10 protein-coding genes are annotated in these 16,362 nt (G+C 67.3%); 1 reads left to right on the top strand and 9 read right to left on the bottom strand.

The features are described 5' to 3' along the window. Positions 1-17: 17 nt before the first annotated feature. The 4 genes from VF167_03790 to VF167_03805 form a co-directional block, all read right to left on the bottom strand. Positions 18-851: an inositol monophosphatase family protein gene (locus VF167_03790; protein ID HEX6924519.1), complete on the bottom strand. Its 834-nt coding sequence runs from the start codon at positions 849-851 to the stop codon at positions 18-20. Positions 852-870: 19 nt separating this feature from the next. After that, complete coding sequence (locus VF167_03795; protein HEX6924520.1) at positions 871-1,542, bottom strand: DNA-3-methyladenine glycosylase; 672 nt, start codon at positions 1,540-1,542, stop codon at positions 871-873. Beyond that, positions 1,542-4,187: an NYN domain-containing protein gene (locus tag VF167_03800; protein ID HEX6924521.1), complete on the bottom strand. Its 2,646-nt coding sequence runs from the start codon at positions 4,185-4,187 to the stop codon at positions 1,542-1,544. The genes VF167_03795 and VF167_03800 overlap by 1 nt, the downstream gene beginning before the upstream one ends. Positions 4,188-4,293: 106 nt before the next feature. Beyond that, positions 4,294-5,895, bottom strand: a complete 1,602-nt coding sequence (locus VF167_03805; protein ID HEX6924522.1) for an AMP-binding protein — start codon at positions 5,893-5,895, stop codon at positions 4,294-4,296. 146 nt (positions 5,896-6,041) lie between these two features. On the opposite strand from VF167_03805, the gene VF167_03810 reads away from it, so the two are divergent. Further along, positions 6,042-8,222, top strand: coding sequence for a UvrD-helicase domain-containing protein (locus VF167_03810; GenBank protein ID HEX6924523.1), 2,181 nt, complete (start codon positions 6,042-6,044; stop codon positions 8,220-8,222). A gap of 72 nt (positions 8,223-8,294) precedes the next feature. Here VF167_03810 and aroB read toward each other — a convergent pair whose 3' ends face one another. The 5 genes from aroB to VF167_03835 all read right to left on the bottom strand — a co-directional run bounded on the left by aroB (position 8,295) and on the right by VF167_03835 (position 16,279). Beyond that, on the bottom strand, positions 8,295-9,425 hold the full coding sequence (gene aroB / locus VF167_03815) for a 3-dehydroquinate synthase (GenBank protein HEX6924524.1): 1,131 nt from the start codon (positions 9,423-9,425) through the stop codon (positions 8,295-8,297). Positions 9,426-9,503: 78 nt separating this feature from the next. Continuing rightward, complete coding sequence (gene folK / locus VF167_03820) at positions 9,504-10,001, bottom strand: 2-amino-4-hydroxy-6-hydroxymethyldihydropteridine diphosphokinase (protein HEX6924525.1); 498 nt, start codon at positions 9,999-10,001, stop codon at positions 9,504-9,506. A gap of 20 nt (positions 10,002-10,021) precedes the next feature. Next, positions 10,022-11,704: a hypothetical protein gene (locus tag VF167_03825; GenBank protein ID HEX6924526.1), complete on the bottom strand. Its 1,683-nt coding sequence runs from the start codon at positions 11,702-11,704 to the stop codon at positions 10,022-10,024. A gap of 147 nt (positions 11,705-11,851) precedes the next feature. Next, entirely contained in the window at positions 11,852-13,222 is a 1,371-nt protein-coding gene (locus VF167_03830) for a hypothetical protein (protein ID HEX6924527.1), read from the bottom strand. Positions 13,223-13,234: 12 nt separating this feature from the next. Further along, positions 13,235-16,279 carry a SusC/RagA family TonB-linked outer membrane protein gene (locus VF167_03835; GenBank protein ID HEX6924528.1) on the bottom strand — a complete coding sequence of 1,015 codons (3,045 nt, stop codon included), beginning with the start codon at positions 16,277-16,279 and terminating at the stop codon, positions 13,235-13,237. Positions 16,280-16,362: the final 83 nt, after the last annotated feature.

Here is a 16,362-nt window from a genome sequence, read left to right on the forward strand (position 1 = left end):
ACATTCCAGCGACGGGCTCAGCTCGCCTTTCGCCGGGCCAGGATCTCCTCGGTCTGCACCACCGCGTCACCACGCTCTCGGGCTGACCAGCAGCCCATCGCCGCCTCGTGGACTCGTCCGTTGGTCGCCAGAGAAGTCGTCCACGCCCCCACCGCTTCCCCACCGAGGCTGGTGAACCTGCCGCCGGCCTCGTGGAGGATGGGAATCAGCGGCAGATAGTCCCACGGCGCTCCGGTAGCGGGGTCTACCATGATCTCTGCCCGTCCCGTCGCCACCAGCATGTAGCCGTAGCAGTCCCCCCAGGTCCGGGCGAAGCGAGCCTGGCCCACCAGCCGCGTCCACCCCTCCCTTCCCTCGGGCGTGGCCCAATCGCGCCAGTACTCCAACCCGGAGCTCACGACCCGCGCCTGGGACAGGTCATCCACCTCCGAGACGCGCACCCGGGTACCGTTCCACCACGCGCCGGCCCCTTCCGCGGCAACGACCGTGTCGCCGAGCGCCGGCAGGTGGCAGCAACCCAGGACCGGTCGCCCATCGACCTCGAGGGCAATCAACACCCCGTAGAGGGGCACCCCCGAGGAGAACGAGCGGGTGCCGTCGATCGGATCCACCACCCAGCGGCGGCCACTGCGCGATACGGCCGAGCCGCCCTCTTCCCCCAGCACCCCATCCTCGGGAAACTGCTCCGCCAGCCGTTCCAGGATGAAGGCCTCGGACTCGCGGTCGGCGGCGGTGACCTCACTGCCGTCGCTCTTTCGCTCGGTAGCCACGCGGCCGAAATGGCGCAGCGTGATCTCGCCCGCCTCCTGCGCCGTTCGCACCGCGAAATCGATCAGGTTGTCGAGATCCATCGGGTTCGTGTGTTTGAGGTCAACGCCGACTCGGGGTGCGATGTGCGGAAACAGAGGGAGAATCCAGCACCCAGAAGCGCAGCGGATGCTCCACCGCGCGGGTGATGCCGATCCTCGGTCCGCGGCCAACCCGATCGTCGGGGAGCGACGCCCCGAAAGTGATCCGTAGCGGCGGCTCGAGCAGGTCGTGCCCGTTCAACCGCCCGTCGATCCCCATCGCGCGGCAGAGGTTTCCCGGCCCGCGAAGGAGTTCCACGTCCCGACGCCCAGGGCGGTGTCCGCGCATGGTCGCGAGCCCCTCGCGAGGCGCCGCAGCACGGATCAGAACCGCGGCCGGGTACTCCTCCGCGTCGGTCACCGCGTTCAGGCACCAGTGCATGCCGTAGATCAGGTAAACGTATGCCAGACCCGGCCGGCCGAACATCATCTCGTTGCGGGCAGTGCGGCCGAAGCGCTCCGCGGCGTGGCTCGCCTCGTCGTGCGGACCCACGTACGCCTCGGTTTCCACGATCTCCGCCACACACCGATCGTGGTCGAGCTGGCGCACGAGGTATCGGCCTAGCAGGTCGCGCGCGACGATCTCCGCCGGGCGCGCATAGAACTCGAGCGGTAGCGTCGCGTACGGATCGCCGGCAAAGCGACGGCGCCGCATCCCGTCGGGTGCGGCGCCGTGTTCGTTCCGGTGAGCCATCAGCTCGATGGAGTCGTCTCCTTCTTCCGGCGCCCTCCGCCACGGCTGCCTCTCCCCCCGCGCTTGGGGCTTGCCGCTGTGGAGGAGGCAGAAGCCTTGGTCGCGGGAGCCGCCTTGGCGGCCGACTCTGCTTTTCCGGACGTCGCCCGGGAGCCCGACCGGCCGGAGGAGCGACGGTTTGCCGTCCTCGCCTTCGCGGAGGCCTTCGTGGGTTCCGCCGGCTTCACCGACCTGGCCGGAGCCGCGGGGGCAGCCTCCTGCTCGGCCTCGCCCGAGGCGCTACGACCGGCGACATCTGCCCTCCACTGCTCGAGCACGGCGCCCGCCCGGCGCGGGCCGATCAACTCGCGTACTTCGTCCGCCTGGCTCTGCAGCGCCCGGAAGGTGCCCTCGCCGAAGCGATCGTAGAGGGCCTCCGCCGTTTTGACCCCCACCCCGCGATAGGCGCTGAGGTGAGCGACGATGCCCTCCCGATCGACCGGGAGGCCGGAGAAGGCCGCCGCCTCCGCGGCAGCGGGCGTGGTCTGCTCTGCGGCCTTCCTCCCCCTGCCACGCCCGCGTGACCTGCGCGCGGGCTGCTGCTTTTCCTCTGCCGCCTGCTGGGCAGCGGCGGGAGCGGGTTTCGCCGCCTGGCCGGGCAGGATGGGCGGGACGCCTACCGCCTCGTCCGCGTCGCCCCGGATTGCACGGGCACGCCGAGCCCGAGCCGTGATCTTGTCGATCGGCCCCTCGGGCGGCAGAGCGCGCTTGGGAGTCTCCGCAGCAGGCTTTTCCTTTCCGGCCTCGGCGGCTGGCTCTTCCTTCGCAGCGGCCGCGGCGGCTTTCTGCTTCGCAGGCTTTGCGGCCCGGGTCTTCGCCTCCGGCTGCGGGGCCTCTTCCGTGGTCCGGGACACCGCGTTCGAAGCCTCCGCTTCCGCCCCACGTCCACGACCGCGGCCGCGACGACCCCGCCGAGACTTCTTGCGCGCCTCCTCCGCGGCGGGGGCAGCCTCGTCAACTGCCGCGGCTGCCGACCCGCCGGTTGCCTCGGGCGAGGGGTCATCGACTACGGGGACTGCCGCTGCGTCCTGCTCCGCGGCAAGGCGCGTTGCCGGTGCCACCACCTGCCCCGGCAGGATGGGCGGCGGCCCCGCCAGCGCACCGGGCCGCCCGGCGCGACGTCCACGGAGTGCACCCACCCCAACCGTGCGGATCGTTGCCGGCGTGCTCTCGGCCGCTGCAGCGGCGTCCGGCGCCGTTGCCCCCTCGGCCGCAGCTGGCGTCGCTTCCGGCAACTCCGCCTTTGGCTCTGCCTTCTCTGCTACCGCCTCCGCCGCCGTATTCTTCCCGGCGCGCGCCTCCGCTGCCGGCCGGGCCGGCGGGGCCGACACGCTCTTTGGCGGGGGCAGGCGCTTGCCGCTGGCGGGCAACGCGACCTCGTAGTTGCCGCCGTTCGACCGCTGCAGATCGATCACTTCGGCGTCGTGCGCCTGCCGCAGGAACCGCGTGAACTTGCTGAAGCCGAGGACGGCCTCATCGAAGCCGGGCGAGAGGTCCAGCATCTTGCGCTTCACGTCGCCGTCGCGCACGGCCTTCGCGCCACCCGAGGTGAGCTCGCGAAGAGCCGCCTGCAACAGTGCATAGGCCTGCTCGATTCCCGTGCCGTCTTCGGCAAGAGCGGTTTCCCTGTCCGCCCCGACGACGGGGGGAGCTTCGGCAACCGGCTGGAGCACCTCGGTCGCCTCGGCCTCCTTTTCGGTAGCCGTTTCCGCAGCGACTTCCTCCTGGCGGGGGCTCGGCGTGTGGCGCCCATCGCGACGAGGCTCGCGTTCCCGCTCGCGGCCGCGGCCGCGGCGGGGCTCGACGCCTTCAGCCGCCTCGGGCGCAGCCTCCACCTCGTCGCTCGGCACCAGCTCGTACTGTCCGTTCTCCCCCTTGCGCAGCCGGACGATCCCCTTGTTGGCGGCCTCCTGCACGAAGCGCGAGAACTTGCTGTAGCCGAGCTTCTTCTCGTCGAAGGCAGGGTCCAGATCGAGCATCACCTGCTTCAGCCGATCCGTTCGCATGACGTCGCCGTTCGCCTCCATCTGCTCGGCGGCGCGCCTCACCAGCACCCAGGGATCCTCCGTCGACTCCTGCACCTCGCCCGTCCGGGTCAGCCCCGAGAGCGAATGGTACGAGTAGTACTCGTCGCAGTTCTGGATGAGGAGGTCGCTGGAGGATTCACGCATCCCCACGCCGATGACGTACTTGCCGTACTCCTTGAGCTTCAGCACGCAGCTCGAGAAGTCGGAATCGCCCGTCATGAGGATGAAGGTCCCGATCTCCGGGCGGGTGAAGACGAGCTCGATCGCGTCGATCGCCATGCGGAGGTCGGTCGCGTTCTTCTTGGACGACCCGTAGGCGGGCGCGAAGATGAGATCGATCGAGGATTCGGCGAGGGGAACGATGTACTGCGGATAGCGGCGCCAGTCGGCGTAGGCTCTCTGCACCGCGACCTTGCCGCGGATCACGTCCGAGTTGAGCAGCGCCTTGAGCTCTTTGCCCAGGTCGCTGCGAATGCCCATCGTGACGTTGTCGAAATCGATCAGAAGCGCCGCGTTCGGCGCATGGGAGTAGCCGGCGGTCCCCGGAAAGGGGGAGCGCTGGCCGGATGGAGAAATCATCTGATGCACTCTGTCTCGTCTGTTGGATTCGACGAGACCCCTCCGTCTCTCCCCGCGCCCCGCGCGGGGGACGACGGGAGGAGCCTCGTCCTGTTACTGTCCTGCTTCATGCCCGCCGGCTCGACTCCTCCGCGCTGATGATGCGCGCGAGCTCGACCCGACGGACCTTACCGCTCCCCGTCATGGGGAAGCCGTCGAGAAATCGCACGAGGTCCGGGACCTTGTAGTCGGCCATCACTTCCCGGCAGAACTCCTTGATCTCCTCGCCGGTTACGATGGCACCCTCCACCGGCACCACACACGCGCACGCCACCTCGCCGAGGACCTCGTGCGGGAGCCCCACCACCGCCACATCCAGTACGGCCGGATGAGCGTGCAGGCGGTCCTCCACCTCCCGCGGGTACACGTTGAACCCGCCGCGGATGATCACTTCCTTGCGTCGACCGAGGATGTGGAGGTAGCCCTCCTCATCGATCATCCCCAGGTCACCCGTAAGGAAGTAGCCATCCTCGGTGAACGCGTGGGCAGTCTCCCCGGGCTGCCGATAGTAGCCCTGCATCACCCCCGGCCCTCGCACCACCACCTCACCCACCGACTCGACGGGAAGGGGAGTGCCGTCCAGGTCGAGGACCTTCAACTCCACCCCGTCGAGCGGGCGCCCCACCGTGACCAGCGCTTTCGCCTCCGGATCGTCAGCGCGGGTGATGGTGACGGTGGAGCCCGTCTCCGTCAGCCCGTAAGCGATCCGGGCATCCGGAACGAGCTCGCGCCGGATGCGGGCGATCAGATCTTCCGCTACCGGCGCGCCCGCCACGATCCCCGTGCGGATCGACGACAGGTCCCTGGTGGGAAGAGTCGGCTCATGGAGGTCGAGAATGAAGCTGGTCGGCACTCCATGATACACCGTAACCCTCTCTCGTTCCACCACCTCCAGGGCTTCGGCGGGGTTCTGATCTTCCTGCAGCACCAGCGTGGCACCCGCGGCAGTCGTCCCCAGTACCCCGGTGGCCAGTCCGAAGACGTTGAAGAGGATGGTGATGCCGAACACCACGTCCTCAGGGACCAGCGAGATCGCGTCGGCGGTGGCGGTGGCGGTCCAGAGGAGGTTCGTGTGGGTGAGGGAAACCCCCTTCGGCTTCCCCATCGTCCCGGAGGTATAGACGATGGCGAAGACGTCTTCATCGGGATTGATGTCGGGGCGGGGGTATTGGCGTCCTTCTCCGCTCGAGACGAGGTCCTCGAACTGGTAGATCCGATCGTCGTACCAGAGGTCCTCTTCTCCCACGGAGACGACGTACTGCAGATCCGGAAGTGAGGTGAGGAAGTTCTCGAACCGGGCGAGGTAATCGACTCCGTCCCAGGTCTCCGCTGTCACCACCACCACCGACTCGGAATGCCGCAGCATGTACTGCAGCTCGGGGGTGGTGTACTTGGGATTCAGCGGAACGATGGTCGCGCCGAGCTTGGCCGCGGCGAACATCGCGACGATGTACTCGGGCCAGTTGGGGAGGTTGAGGGCGATGCGGTCACCGGCTTCGATTCCAAGCTCATACAGTGCAGCCGCGAGGGCTTCGGCCTTCGATTCGACTTGGCCATATGTCAGTCGACGGTCTCCTAGGACCACCAGTGGGTGGTTGGGAGCCTCCGACGAACGTACGCTCAGAACCTCGGCAACCGACCGCCCTCGAAAGCGCTCGGCAAGCGCCATGACACCTCCAGCCCGGGGATGTAAACCGCTGGTGCAACGCGGGGAAGATAACTTCCACCGCAGGGCTCGTCAAACTTTGACTCCACCTGATTTCAGGCCTATCTTCCGGCCTCCTTCGCCGGAAAATTTTCCTGGAAAGACGTCCTTTGCAGCTCCCGCATTACCTGCGCGGCCTCAACCCACAACAGCAGCAAGCCGCGCTCGCCACCGAAGGCCCGGTGCTGATTCTGGCCGGGGCCGGATCGGGCAAGACACGCACGCTGGTCTATCGGATCGTTCACCTGCTGAAGCGCGGGGTCGAGCCCCGCCGCATCCTCGCGGTGACCTTCACCAACCGCGCCGCCAACGAGATGCGCGAGCGCATCGCGGCGGTGGTGGGGAGGTCGATGCGAGCGCTGACCGTCTCCACCTTCCATTCACTCGGCGCGCGAATTCTCCGTCAATTCCCTGACAGGGTGGGGCTGCCGGAACGCTTTGCGATCTATGCCACCAGCGACCAGCTTGCCCTGATCCGTCGCATCATCGGCGAGGAGGTGCACGTGGTCGCCACCGCGGGCGACGACGCATACGACGCCCGCCGGGTGCTGCACCGCATCTCCGGATGGAAGAACCGGATGATGGGGCCGGAGGAGGCAAGCCAGGAAGTTGCCGCCGGACGCCTCCGCGGCAACCGCACCGACGACTATGAGGTGCTCGCCTCTACCGTTTACCCCCGATACGAGGAAGCGCTCCGCGCCGCCGGCGCGTGCGACTTCGACGACCTCCTCCTTCTCCCGGTGCGTCTGCTCAGCGAGGACCTGGATGCCCGGGAGAAGCTCTGGAAGCGGTGGCAGTACCTGATGGTGGACGAGTACCAGGATACCAACGGCGCCCAGCTGGAGATGGCCCGGCTCCTCGCGGGACCTCACCGCAACCTGTGCGTGGTCGGCGACGACGACCAGTCGATCTACGCGTGGCGCGGAGCAGACCTGCGGAACATCCTCGAGTTCGAGCGGCACTTCCCCGGTGCCCGGGTGGTGGTGCTGGAGGAGAACTATCGCTCCACACAGCGCATCCTCGACGCGGCCAACGCCGTCATCCGCCACAACGTGGCGCGCAAGAGCAAGACGATGCGGACCGGCAACGGCCCCGGCCCCAGGATCGACTACTGGGAGATGGCAGCCGAGGGGGGAAAGAGCGCGGAGGAGCAGGAGGCGGAAATGGTCGCCCGCGAGATCGGCATCCGCCGCTTCCGTGAGCAGCTCGACTGGGGCGACTTCGCCGTTCTCTACCGGACCAATCAGCAATCGCGCGTGCTGGAGGAAGCTCTCCGCGAAGCCAACATCCCCTACCGGGTAATCGGGGGGACGTCCTACTACGACCGAAAAGAGATCGCCGACGCGGCGGCGTACCTGCGCGTGGTGGTGCAGCCGAAGGACGAGATCGCGTTGCGCCGGATCATCAACTATCCCTCGCGTGGGATCGGCCGCACGACCCTGCTCCGCCTGGTGGACACGGCCCGCGCCTGGGGAGTCCCCCTGTGTGAAGTGCTGGAGCGGAGCGAGGAGGTGGAGGGGCTCGGTCGAGTCGCGGCGGAGGCCGTGGCCTCCTTTGCCCGGTCCCTCGCGCGCTGGCGGGCGCAGCTGGCGGAGGTCGAGACCGCGATCGCCGCGGGCAAGGGCGAAGGCGTGAGCCTCGAGGGATGGGTGCACGAGCTCCTCCGGGAGCTGCGCCTGGAGGAGGCGGTGCGCGCGGAGAATCGCTCCGAGCGAGCAGCCGAGGCGCGCATCGACAACCTGCGCGATTTCGTCTCCGCGGTGGGAGCCTACGAGCGGCGGACCTGGGCCGAGATGCCTCTGCCCGACGAGGAGGCGGAATGGGCGCCGCCCACCCTCGCCGGCTTCCTGGAGCGGGTGTCGCTGATCAACGAGGAGGATCCCGACGAGGACGAGGTCGGCAAGGGGGCGGTGACCCTTCTGACCCTGCACAGCGCGAAGGGCCTGGAGTTCGCGCACGTCTTTCTGGTCGGCCTCGAGGAGGAGATCCTGCCGCACGCTCGTAGCGTGCACGAGATCGCGGAGGGGGCGACCACCGATCCGATTGCCGAAGAGCGGCGCCTGTTCTACGTCGGAATCACCCGGGCACGACACCGGCTCACGTTGTCGTCGTGTCGCACGCGGCGCCGCGGCAGCGAGGAGGTCGAGCGGCAACCCTCCCGTTTCCTATCGGAGATCCCGTCAGAGCTCCTCGAGGTGCGCTCGTCCGCCGCCCCGAGCTCCCTGGACGAGAGCGACCGCGAGCAGCTACGGCAGAATTTCTTCGCGCAGATGAAGGAGATGCTGGGGTAGGGCGGTTGCCAGTCTGAGAAATTCCAGTGGGGGCTCTCGTTCGCGTGCAATCCGTGCGCGGCGAGCTATCGGTCAGGATTGCGCGAAGTCCCCCAGCACCCCCATCACCTCCACATCCTCCACCGCCACACTCCACCGCCCACCCGCCGGGTACGCCGCGCCGATCCGCTCGATCAGGGAATACTCCACCCGACCCGATCGAGCCTTCTTGTCGGTGCGGGTAGCCGCAACGACGGCCGCGGGATCCATCCCCTGCGGAAGAGAGACCGGCATCTCCATGCGGGCCAGCAGCGTGCGCAACGCCTCGGCGGTCCCTGCCACGGTGATTCCCAGCGCCTCCCCCAGGCGCGCCTCCGCCACCAGACCGATGGCGATCGCCTCCCCGTGCAGGAGCGAAAAGCCGGACAGAGCCTCCACGGCGTGACCGATCGTGTGGCCGAAGTTCAGGGTCTTCCTCAGGCCGCCCTCGCGCTCGTCGCGGGTCACCACGTCGGCCTTGATCTTCACGGAACGGGAAACGAGGTGGGCCACCGCATCGGGACGCAGCGCGAGCACGGCCGGGAGCTGCGCCTCCATCCACGCGAAGTACTCGGTATCGGCGATCGCCCCGTGCTTCACCGCCTCGACCAGGCCCGCTAGCAGCTCGCGCGCCGGCAGGGTCTTCAGCACGGCCGTGTCCGCGAGCACGAAGCGCGGCTGGAGGAACGCACCGATCAGATTCTTACCGGCGGGTGTGTCGACTCCGGTCTTGCCCCCCACGGAGGAGTCGATCATTGCCAGCAGCGTCGTGGGGATCTGCACCAGCGGCAGGCCACGCATGTAGGTGGCGGCAACGAACCCGGCCAGGTCTCCGGTCACGCCGCCACCCAGCGCCAGCACCGCAGCGTCACGACCCAACCCCGCGTCGAACAGCGCGTCCGAGAGTCGCTCCCAGCTCGCGCGGGTCTTGTGCACCTCTCCAGCGGGAAAGGTGAAGAGGTCAGCCGTGATCCCCGCGGCGGCCAGGCTCTGCCTTACTTTGTCCCCGTAGAGCCCCGCCACCCGGTCGTCGGAGATCACGGCATACCGGTGCGCCGGGCAGTGTGCGCGGAGCAATTCAGGGAGAAGCGAGAGCACGCCTTCCCCGATGATGATGTCGTATCCTCGTTCTGGAACTTCCGGTAGGTCGACCCGTACGCGCGTTTCGCTGCCCGACCGCTCCATGCTCTTGCCCCTTCCCGGTAAATGCCTCGAGCGAGATCCGACGGTAACCCGCGGTCACCGCCCCTCGCAAGCGCAGAATCAGTCGACGTGCGGAAGGGGTCCCATCCACTCGACACGTCCCGCCGAGGGAAGCAGGGCGAGCAGCTCCGAAGCCGTGAGGTCGAGCACCGGATGGCGCCACAGGGGGGCGATCTCGGCGAGGGGAACCAGCACGAAGGGGCGCTCGTGCATGCGGGGATGGGGGAGGGTCAGCGTGGCGGATTGATAGCTTCCCCCCGCTCGATCGAGCAGGTCCACGTCGATCGTGCGGGGTGCATTCCTGAAGGTGCGTACTCGACCGATCTCCGCCTCCACCCGGGTGATCTCCGCGAGCAGCTCCTCCGGCTCCAGCGCGGAACGCCCCTGCAGCACGACGTTGTAGAAATCCGGCTGGGCACGAAATCCCACCGGTTCTGTCCGGTAAACGGAGGAGATCCGGTCCACCTCCACCGTCCTGCTCAGCGAGCGGATGGCCGCGGCGAGTTGCTCGCGGGGACGTCCGAGATTCGCGCCGAGCCCGAAGAGGACCTGATGCATGAAGCCCTTCGACCCCGCGGCTAACGACCGACGGGCACCCGCTGGGTGGCGCTCCGCAATCCGTCGGAGTAGGAGAGCTCCAGCTCCGCAGCCCGCGAGCTGACACGGGCCCGGCCGCCGCGCGCGAAGGCCAGCACCTCACCCGTCGCCGGGTCGCGCACCATCACCATCGGATTCCGATCCGCATCCCAGGACAGCTCCACCGTTTCCGCATCGACCCGGCGCAGCGGTGGGCGGGCGTCGGGAACCCGCAGGCGGGACTCGGACGGCTCCACGGGGTTGGCCGAGACCGACGCGGACCGACCCTCACCCGTGACCCGCAGCGTCGCCAGCCGATCCGCGACGTCGCCGTCGACCGGCAGGCGCAGCGCGAAGTTCCTCGCGCCCGGGCGTCCGTCGCTGACCGTTGTCGGGGCAAACGCATACGAGAAGAGCGAATTTCCGGCCGCATCGAGACCCTCCACCCGATAGTCCCCACGCGGCGCCGGCATCGACCCCGGTCCGTCGACCTGGAAAGCGGGTTCGAGCACGATCCCATCGTCCTCGATGCGCCCCCACACCAGCAACGAAGACCGGGAGGTCGAGGATGGCGGCCCGTCATTCTGTAGACGGTAGTTCAGGACGGCCTGAAAGGTGTAGTCACTGATCCACCAGCTCGCCTCGCAGTACCCCATGATATCGGTGAAGCTGAACGGAGCCTTGATCTCCGCAGTCTCCACATCCATGCCGTAAACGCCCACAAACCCCTGCAGGTACGGGTACTGGGGGTCGGCACCGCCTGCGTCACCGCAGGGTGCGTGACGTCGTCCGAAGTTGTGCCCCAGCTCGTGCGCCATCGTCTCCGGAGCATCGGGGAAGCGATCCCAGCCCAGCGCCGTACGACTGGGGATATCGTTGGCGATCCCCACAACCCCTCCCCCATTGTAGGGCGGGTTTACCACGCCGTAGTAGTAGACCGGGTCACCGGCTTCTACCTGCCGTACTGCCTCCAACTCAGCGACTATCCGCTCCCAGATCGTTCCCTCGGTATTCAACGGCGGGGTATTGGTCGTATACGGCGCCCGGAGCGTCACCTCCAGCTCACTGATCGGATAGAGCTTGCGTAACAGGGTGAGGAACCGTTCGAGATTGGTGCTCGTGACCCTCCCCCTGAGCCCGGTGGACGTCTGATGTACGGGGACGATCGTCAACCGCAGCGGCGGCATCTCGTGCACGGTGATGTCCAGAGGCGTGCACCCCGCCGGATAGCAGTTGTCGCTGTCCGAGACCTCAGCGATCTCATCGTCCGGGTCTACCTCCACGAGCAACCGCAATCCGGGCTGGATGAGCTCACCCGGCACCTTCGTGTTCCACGATGTGACCGCGTTTTCCTGATCGACTCTCTGCGGAACGAATGGACTCCTTGCGGGCAGGTCGTAGACCGCCACTTCCTCCGTGCCGTGGTAGAGTCGAACTCTGACCTGCGGCGCAGCGTCTTTGAGGGAATCGTTCGAGAGCGCAAACACGCGCACGTAGGCGTCGCGATCGGCCACCAGCGGCACGGTCCCGCCGCGTGTCTGGGCCGTCTGTACGAGGTAGGCGGTTTCGATCCGCAGGTTGAAACCCTCGGGGTCGTCGCCCGTCGGGCCGCCGTCGTCTCCACACGCCCCAAGAAGAAGCGCGGCAAGGGCGAGCAGCGAGCGGCTGGTAGGTTTGAACTTCATCACGGGAAACAGGTCTTGGCGGGCCGGCCGCGCAGCCGGAAGAATCGCTGCAAGTAACCCCTTCGCACGATTGTTGTTCCGCCCCCTTCCCCGCGCTCGGACGGGGGAGAACCTCCTGCCGGCTCTCTCCCGTCCGTTGCCCGTGCCTCACTCCTCGTCCAGGCAGGCTCCTGAATAGTTCGGGTTGTTTCGTTCGTCGAAGGGTACGGGCAAGCTGGTGTCCTCGCCGTAGGTCTCGCCCTGGATCGCATTGCCGATCGGGAAGACCTCATTGGGCGCAAACCCGTACTCCCTTACCATCCGCCTCAGATCCCCCAGGCGGTGCGCCGTGATCCAGAGCCAACGCGCCCGCTCTTCGTAGAACTGGAGCACCCGTTCCGTGGGCGATCCGGGGTCCGCCAGCGGCGCCAATCCGACCGACGAACGGAGGTCGTTGAGCGATCCGAGGTATGCCCCGCTGGATCCTCCCGCGAGCTGGGCCTCCGCCTCGATGAGGCGGGCTTCGATGCCAGTGGCCAGCGGAAGCGGGCTGTCCGGACCTGTGTACAGCCCCTGTGAGTAGAGGGGGGTCTCCGTTCCCAGGCCGTCGCCGCTGGAATCGGCCGGAACTCGCGGGTCGATCGTGTTGTCGGAGTCTCCCCGCGCGAAGAAGCGCAGGCCGTTCTGGCCCTCCTCAGTCGCCGCGGAGATGCGGCTCGCTGAGTTGGTGAAGTACCAGACCGCATTGTTGGGTTGCGGCGGAAGGCCGAACGGCAGGGAGTAGACGAAGTCGTTCGGCACGTCGGCGACCGCCGCCGGGGCTTCGTCGAACCGCCCGAGGTTCAGGAGCACGCGCCCCCGTCCCACCCGCGCGAGATTCGTCATGTCGGCGTCCTGGTGAGAACCTGCCGTGGCGAGCGCCGCGTCGAAGTGGGCCAGGGCTCTCTCGAGGGTCTGCGTGGTGGTGAGTTGCTCGCCGAACTCGATGTCGCCGCTGAACTCTGTCACGCTGAAGGGAACACCGGAGCAGAAATTCTCCGCGAACAGCACGTAGGCGAACCCCGCCAGGCTCAGCATCTCAGCGTGTTGGGCACTGTTCGCGCGTGGCGACTCGGCGAACAGAGCGGCGGTTCGCTCGGCGAGGTTGCGAGCTCGCTGCATGTAGCGGTAGGCGATGAGCAGCTCGCCGTTCGTATCGAGGATGCGTCGTGCATCGATCTCGTCGAGCGTGCTGAAGGTACTGGCGTGCCAGAACTCGTCGGCCAGCAGACCGCCGAGGTGGATCAGGCCGGGTCCGGCCGTGCTCGCGTTCGATGCCTCGCCGCCGTACGCCCGGGCAAACTCGAAGACGACGCCGTTCGCAACGATTGGCAGGTTCGCCGTGTCGGCCACTACCTCGGGCGTGATCAGATCCGGATTGGTCAGCTCGACGATGCTGTCGACATCGCAACCCGACAGGGCCGTCGCGGCAAACCCCGCGAGCATCGCCTGCCCCGCTCGAACCCGCCAGCTCCAGAGCGCATTCAGTTTCGGATTCATGAGGGGCCCCTTTCAGAAGTTCGCGTCGACACGGATCGTGAACACCTTATTCGGGGGCAGCGTACCGGCATCCCCAGAATTGAAGTTGGCCTGTCCGGCGAAGCTCACCTCCGGGTCGAAGCCGCTGTAGTCGGTCCAGGTCGCCAGGTTGCGACCCGCGAGCGTGACGTTCAGTCCGGAAACCGCACCGACTCGCTGCACCAGGGACTGCGGGAGGCTGAAGGTGATCGCCACCTCCCGCAGCTTCACGAAATCAGCAGCCTCCACGTAGCCGGCCATCGAACCGTAGACGTTCCAGGCGATGTTGGCGGCCTGGACGTCAAGCGGCGTGGACAGGTCGTACATGTCGCTGCAGACGGCATTCGGCAGCTCGCACCGGCTCATGTGCGTGAAGTTCATGATCTCGTGCCCACCCTTGTAATCGAGCAGGGCGGATACCCGGAACCAATCCCGGAAGGAGAGGGTCGAGGAGATCGACAGCTCTCGGTCGGGGAAGGGATTGCCGAGGAACACCACCGTGTCCGGATCGACCGCGACTTCTGCGGGGCTCAGGAGCCCGTCGCCGTTTTCGTCCGAAAAGCCGGTGATCGGCAGATGGAACCAGGCGCCGAGCGGGAACCCTTCGCGATGCCGCTGCGTGTCGCCGAGCAACCCGAAGACGATGTCCGGTAGGTCCTCGCCCTCAGCGTCCTGCCCCAGCTCGATCAGCTCGTTCTTGATGGTCGACCCCGAAAGGGTAAAGTCCAGCGCGAGATCAGACGTACGCAGCGCCTGCGCGTTGAGCAGCACCTCGACGCCCGAGTTCTTCACTTTGCCGAGATTCTCGAACCGACTGGTGCTGGCACCCAGGGACGGCGCGAGCGGTCGACTCACCAGGGCGTCCCTGGAGGTCTTGTTGAAGTAGGTGAACTCGAGCCCCAGGCGATCATTCAGGAAACCGCTCTCGAAGCCGAGCTCCCACTCCGTCACCACCTCCGGTCGGAGGTCTGGATTGCCGATCTCGTCGAAGACGATTCCGGGCGAAGCTTCCCCCGTCGCGGCGACGGGCTGGATCACCGGGCCGAACGACTGCAGGGCGTCGGTGGGTCCAGGGCGCAGACCGGACTGCCCCCAGGCTGCGCGCAAGCGGAGGTTGGAGAGAGCGCTCGACTGCGGAAAGAAGGGCTCCTCGGCGATAACCCACGAGGCGCTGAATGAAGGATACCACACCCAGCCCAGGTTCCGACCGAAGGCGCTGTTCTGATCACCCCGCAGCGCTCCGCTCAGGAACACACGATCGCGCCATCCCAGGCGCTGTTGCGCATATGCCGAGACGGTGGCGTTGAGGGTGTTGTCCTCGAAGGCATCGTGGAACGCGGTGGCGCCCGCCAGCGACTCCTCGACCCCGGGCGTCAATACCGAACCGAAGGCATATACCCGGTGCAGCGTCTCACGCAGGTACTGCGATCCCACCGAAGTGGTGGAGACCAGCTCCTCCGTGAGATCGAAGATCGCGGTGGCGCTGCCGTTCGCGGTGAGGTTGTAGATGTCGTAATCGAAATTCTGGATGAAGCCGTCCTGGAACGGCGGACCGAAAGCCCCGTAGACCGTGTTGCGTGGCAGGCGGTTGACCTCCTCGCGGGCATATCGATCCAGGCCGACGGTTCCGTTCAGCGCCAGCCAGGAGATCGGCCGGTACTCGGACTGTACGCTCCCGGTGAAGCGGCTCAGGTCCTGGAAGGTCATCCAGTCGAAGGCGAACTGCGGGTCGGCGAGGAAGCCGTCGTTCGTCTCGACGTTGTCGGGCGTGGGAAGCCCGTAGAGCCCCATGGGGAAGATCCCGAAGAGGGCATTGTCGCTCTGAGGAATCTGGATGTCGCTCTCCAGGAAAGAGATGTTGACCCCGACGTCGAGGTTGTCGCCGACCGTCCCCGAAGCGTTCGCCTGCATGCGCAGGCGGCGCAGATCGTTCTGCGGCAGCAGGCCGGTCTCGCCCTCGTATTCACCCGAGACATAGAAGGTCGCGTCTTGCCCACCACCCGACACCGATGCGCCCAGCACCTTGCGGTCGGCGTCGCGCAGCGGACTGGTCGGGGCTTCGAGCGGATTGTAGCGGAATTCTTCCGTCACGCCCGTGCAGACGGTGCCCGCCGCGCCCTCGTTCCCCAGCGCACGACGGATCAGGTCGCAGCGGCCGGTCGGCGCGGAGCCTCCCTCCAGAGTTCCGATCGTCAGAACGTTCTCCGGAAATTCCACCGCCCGCTCGAGGATCCCGTATTCGGACCAGGCGCGCACGTCCGTCATGCCCGCGCGGCCGCGGCGGGTGGTGATCTGGATGACCCCGTTCGCGGCGGCGGTGCCGTACAACGCGGAGGCGGCGGGTCCCTTGAGGATCTCGATGCTCTCGATGTCCTCGGGGTTGAGATCGTTGAGGCTGGAGGGCGACTGCCCGCCCACCTCGAAGCCCAACCGCTCCTCGGCGTCGTAGACGCGCACCCCGTCCACTAGGATCAACGGGTTGTTCGCGAGGGACATGCTGTTCGCGCCGCGGATGCGAATGCGCGATCCGCCGCCCGTGGTGCCGCTGCTCTGCAGCACGACCGTCCCCGCACTCCGGCCCTGGATCAGCTCGGACATGGACGTCACCGGCGCCAGCGCGACGTCGTCCACGATGATCTCGGATACGGTGTTGCCGAGCTCCCGGGTACGCTGCTCCTGCCCTGTCGCCGTCACCACCACTCCGCCGATCTCGAGGGCAGTCTGTTGCAGCTCGAAGTTCGCCGTCGCTGTACCGCCGGGGGCAACCGTCACCGCCTGCCGCCGCTGGCCGTAGCCGAACAGCGAGGCGGTGACCTCTCGGGGCCCCGGCGGCACGTTGGTGATGCGGAACTCACCCTGCTGATCGGTGAGACTGCCGAGAGCCGTCCCCGAAACTGTCACGGACGCACCTACCAGCGGACTGCCGGTGCCGGCGTCGGTGACCCGGCCGGTCACCACGCCGCGCTGCTGTGCTGACGCCGCCGGCGCCAGCGCAAACATGACAGCCGCGATCAGAAGCAGACGTGTCATCTCGCGCATACAGGGACCTCCTGAATGAGTGCCTGCGGAGCTTCCTGCCCTCGTGGGGGGCGCTTACGCCAACCGTCTCGATCGCCAGCCCG

This window comes from Longimicrobiaceae bacterium, assembly GCA_036375715.1.
In the GTDB taxonomy this organism is placed as follows: Bacteria; Gemmatimonadota; Gemmatimonadetes; order Longimicrobiales; family Longimicrobiaceae; genus DASVBS01.

Excerpts from the sequence above, each read along its gene's own strand:
- folK (HEX6924525.1), bottom strand. The coding sequence starts at position 10,001 with ATGCATCAGGTCCTCTTCGGGCTCGGCGCGAATCTCGGACGTCCCCGC.
- VF167_03790 (HEX6924519.1), bottom strand. The coding sequence starts at position 851 with ATGGATCTCGACAACCTGATCGATTTCGCGGTGCGAACGGCGCAGGAG.
- aroB (HEX6924524.1), bottom strand. The coding sequence starts at position 9,425 with ATGGAGCGGTCGGGCAGCGAAACGCGCGTACGGGTCGACCTACCGGAA.
- VF167_03805 (HEX6924522.1), bottom strand. The coding sequence starts at position 5,895 with ATGGCGCTTGCCGAGCGCTTTCGAGGGCGGTCGGTTGCCGAGGTTCTG.
- VF167_03800 (HEX6924521.1), bottom strand. The coding sequence starts at position 4,187 with ATGATTTCTCCATCCGGCCAGCGCTCCCCCTTTCCGGGGACCGCCGGC.
- VF167_03795 (HEX6924520.1), bottom strand. The coding sequence starts at position 1,542 with ATGGCTCACCGGAACGAACACGGCGCCGCACCCGACGGGATGCGGCGC.
- VF167_03835 (HEX6924528.1), bottom strand. The coding sequence starts at position 16,279 with ATGCGCGAGATGACACGTCTGCTTCTGATCGCGGCTGTCATGTTTGCG.
- VF167_03825 (HEX6924526.1), bottom strand. The coding sequence starts at position 11,704 with ATGAAGTTCAAACCTACCAGCCGCTCGCTGCTCGCCCTTGCCGCGCTT.
- VF167_03830 (HEX6924527.1), bottom strand. The coding sequence starts at position 13,222 with ATGAATCCGAAACTGAATGCGCTCTGGAGCTGGCGGGTTCGAGCGGGG.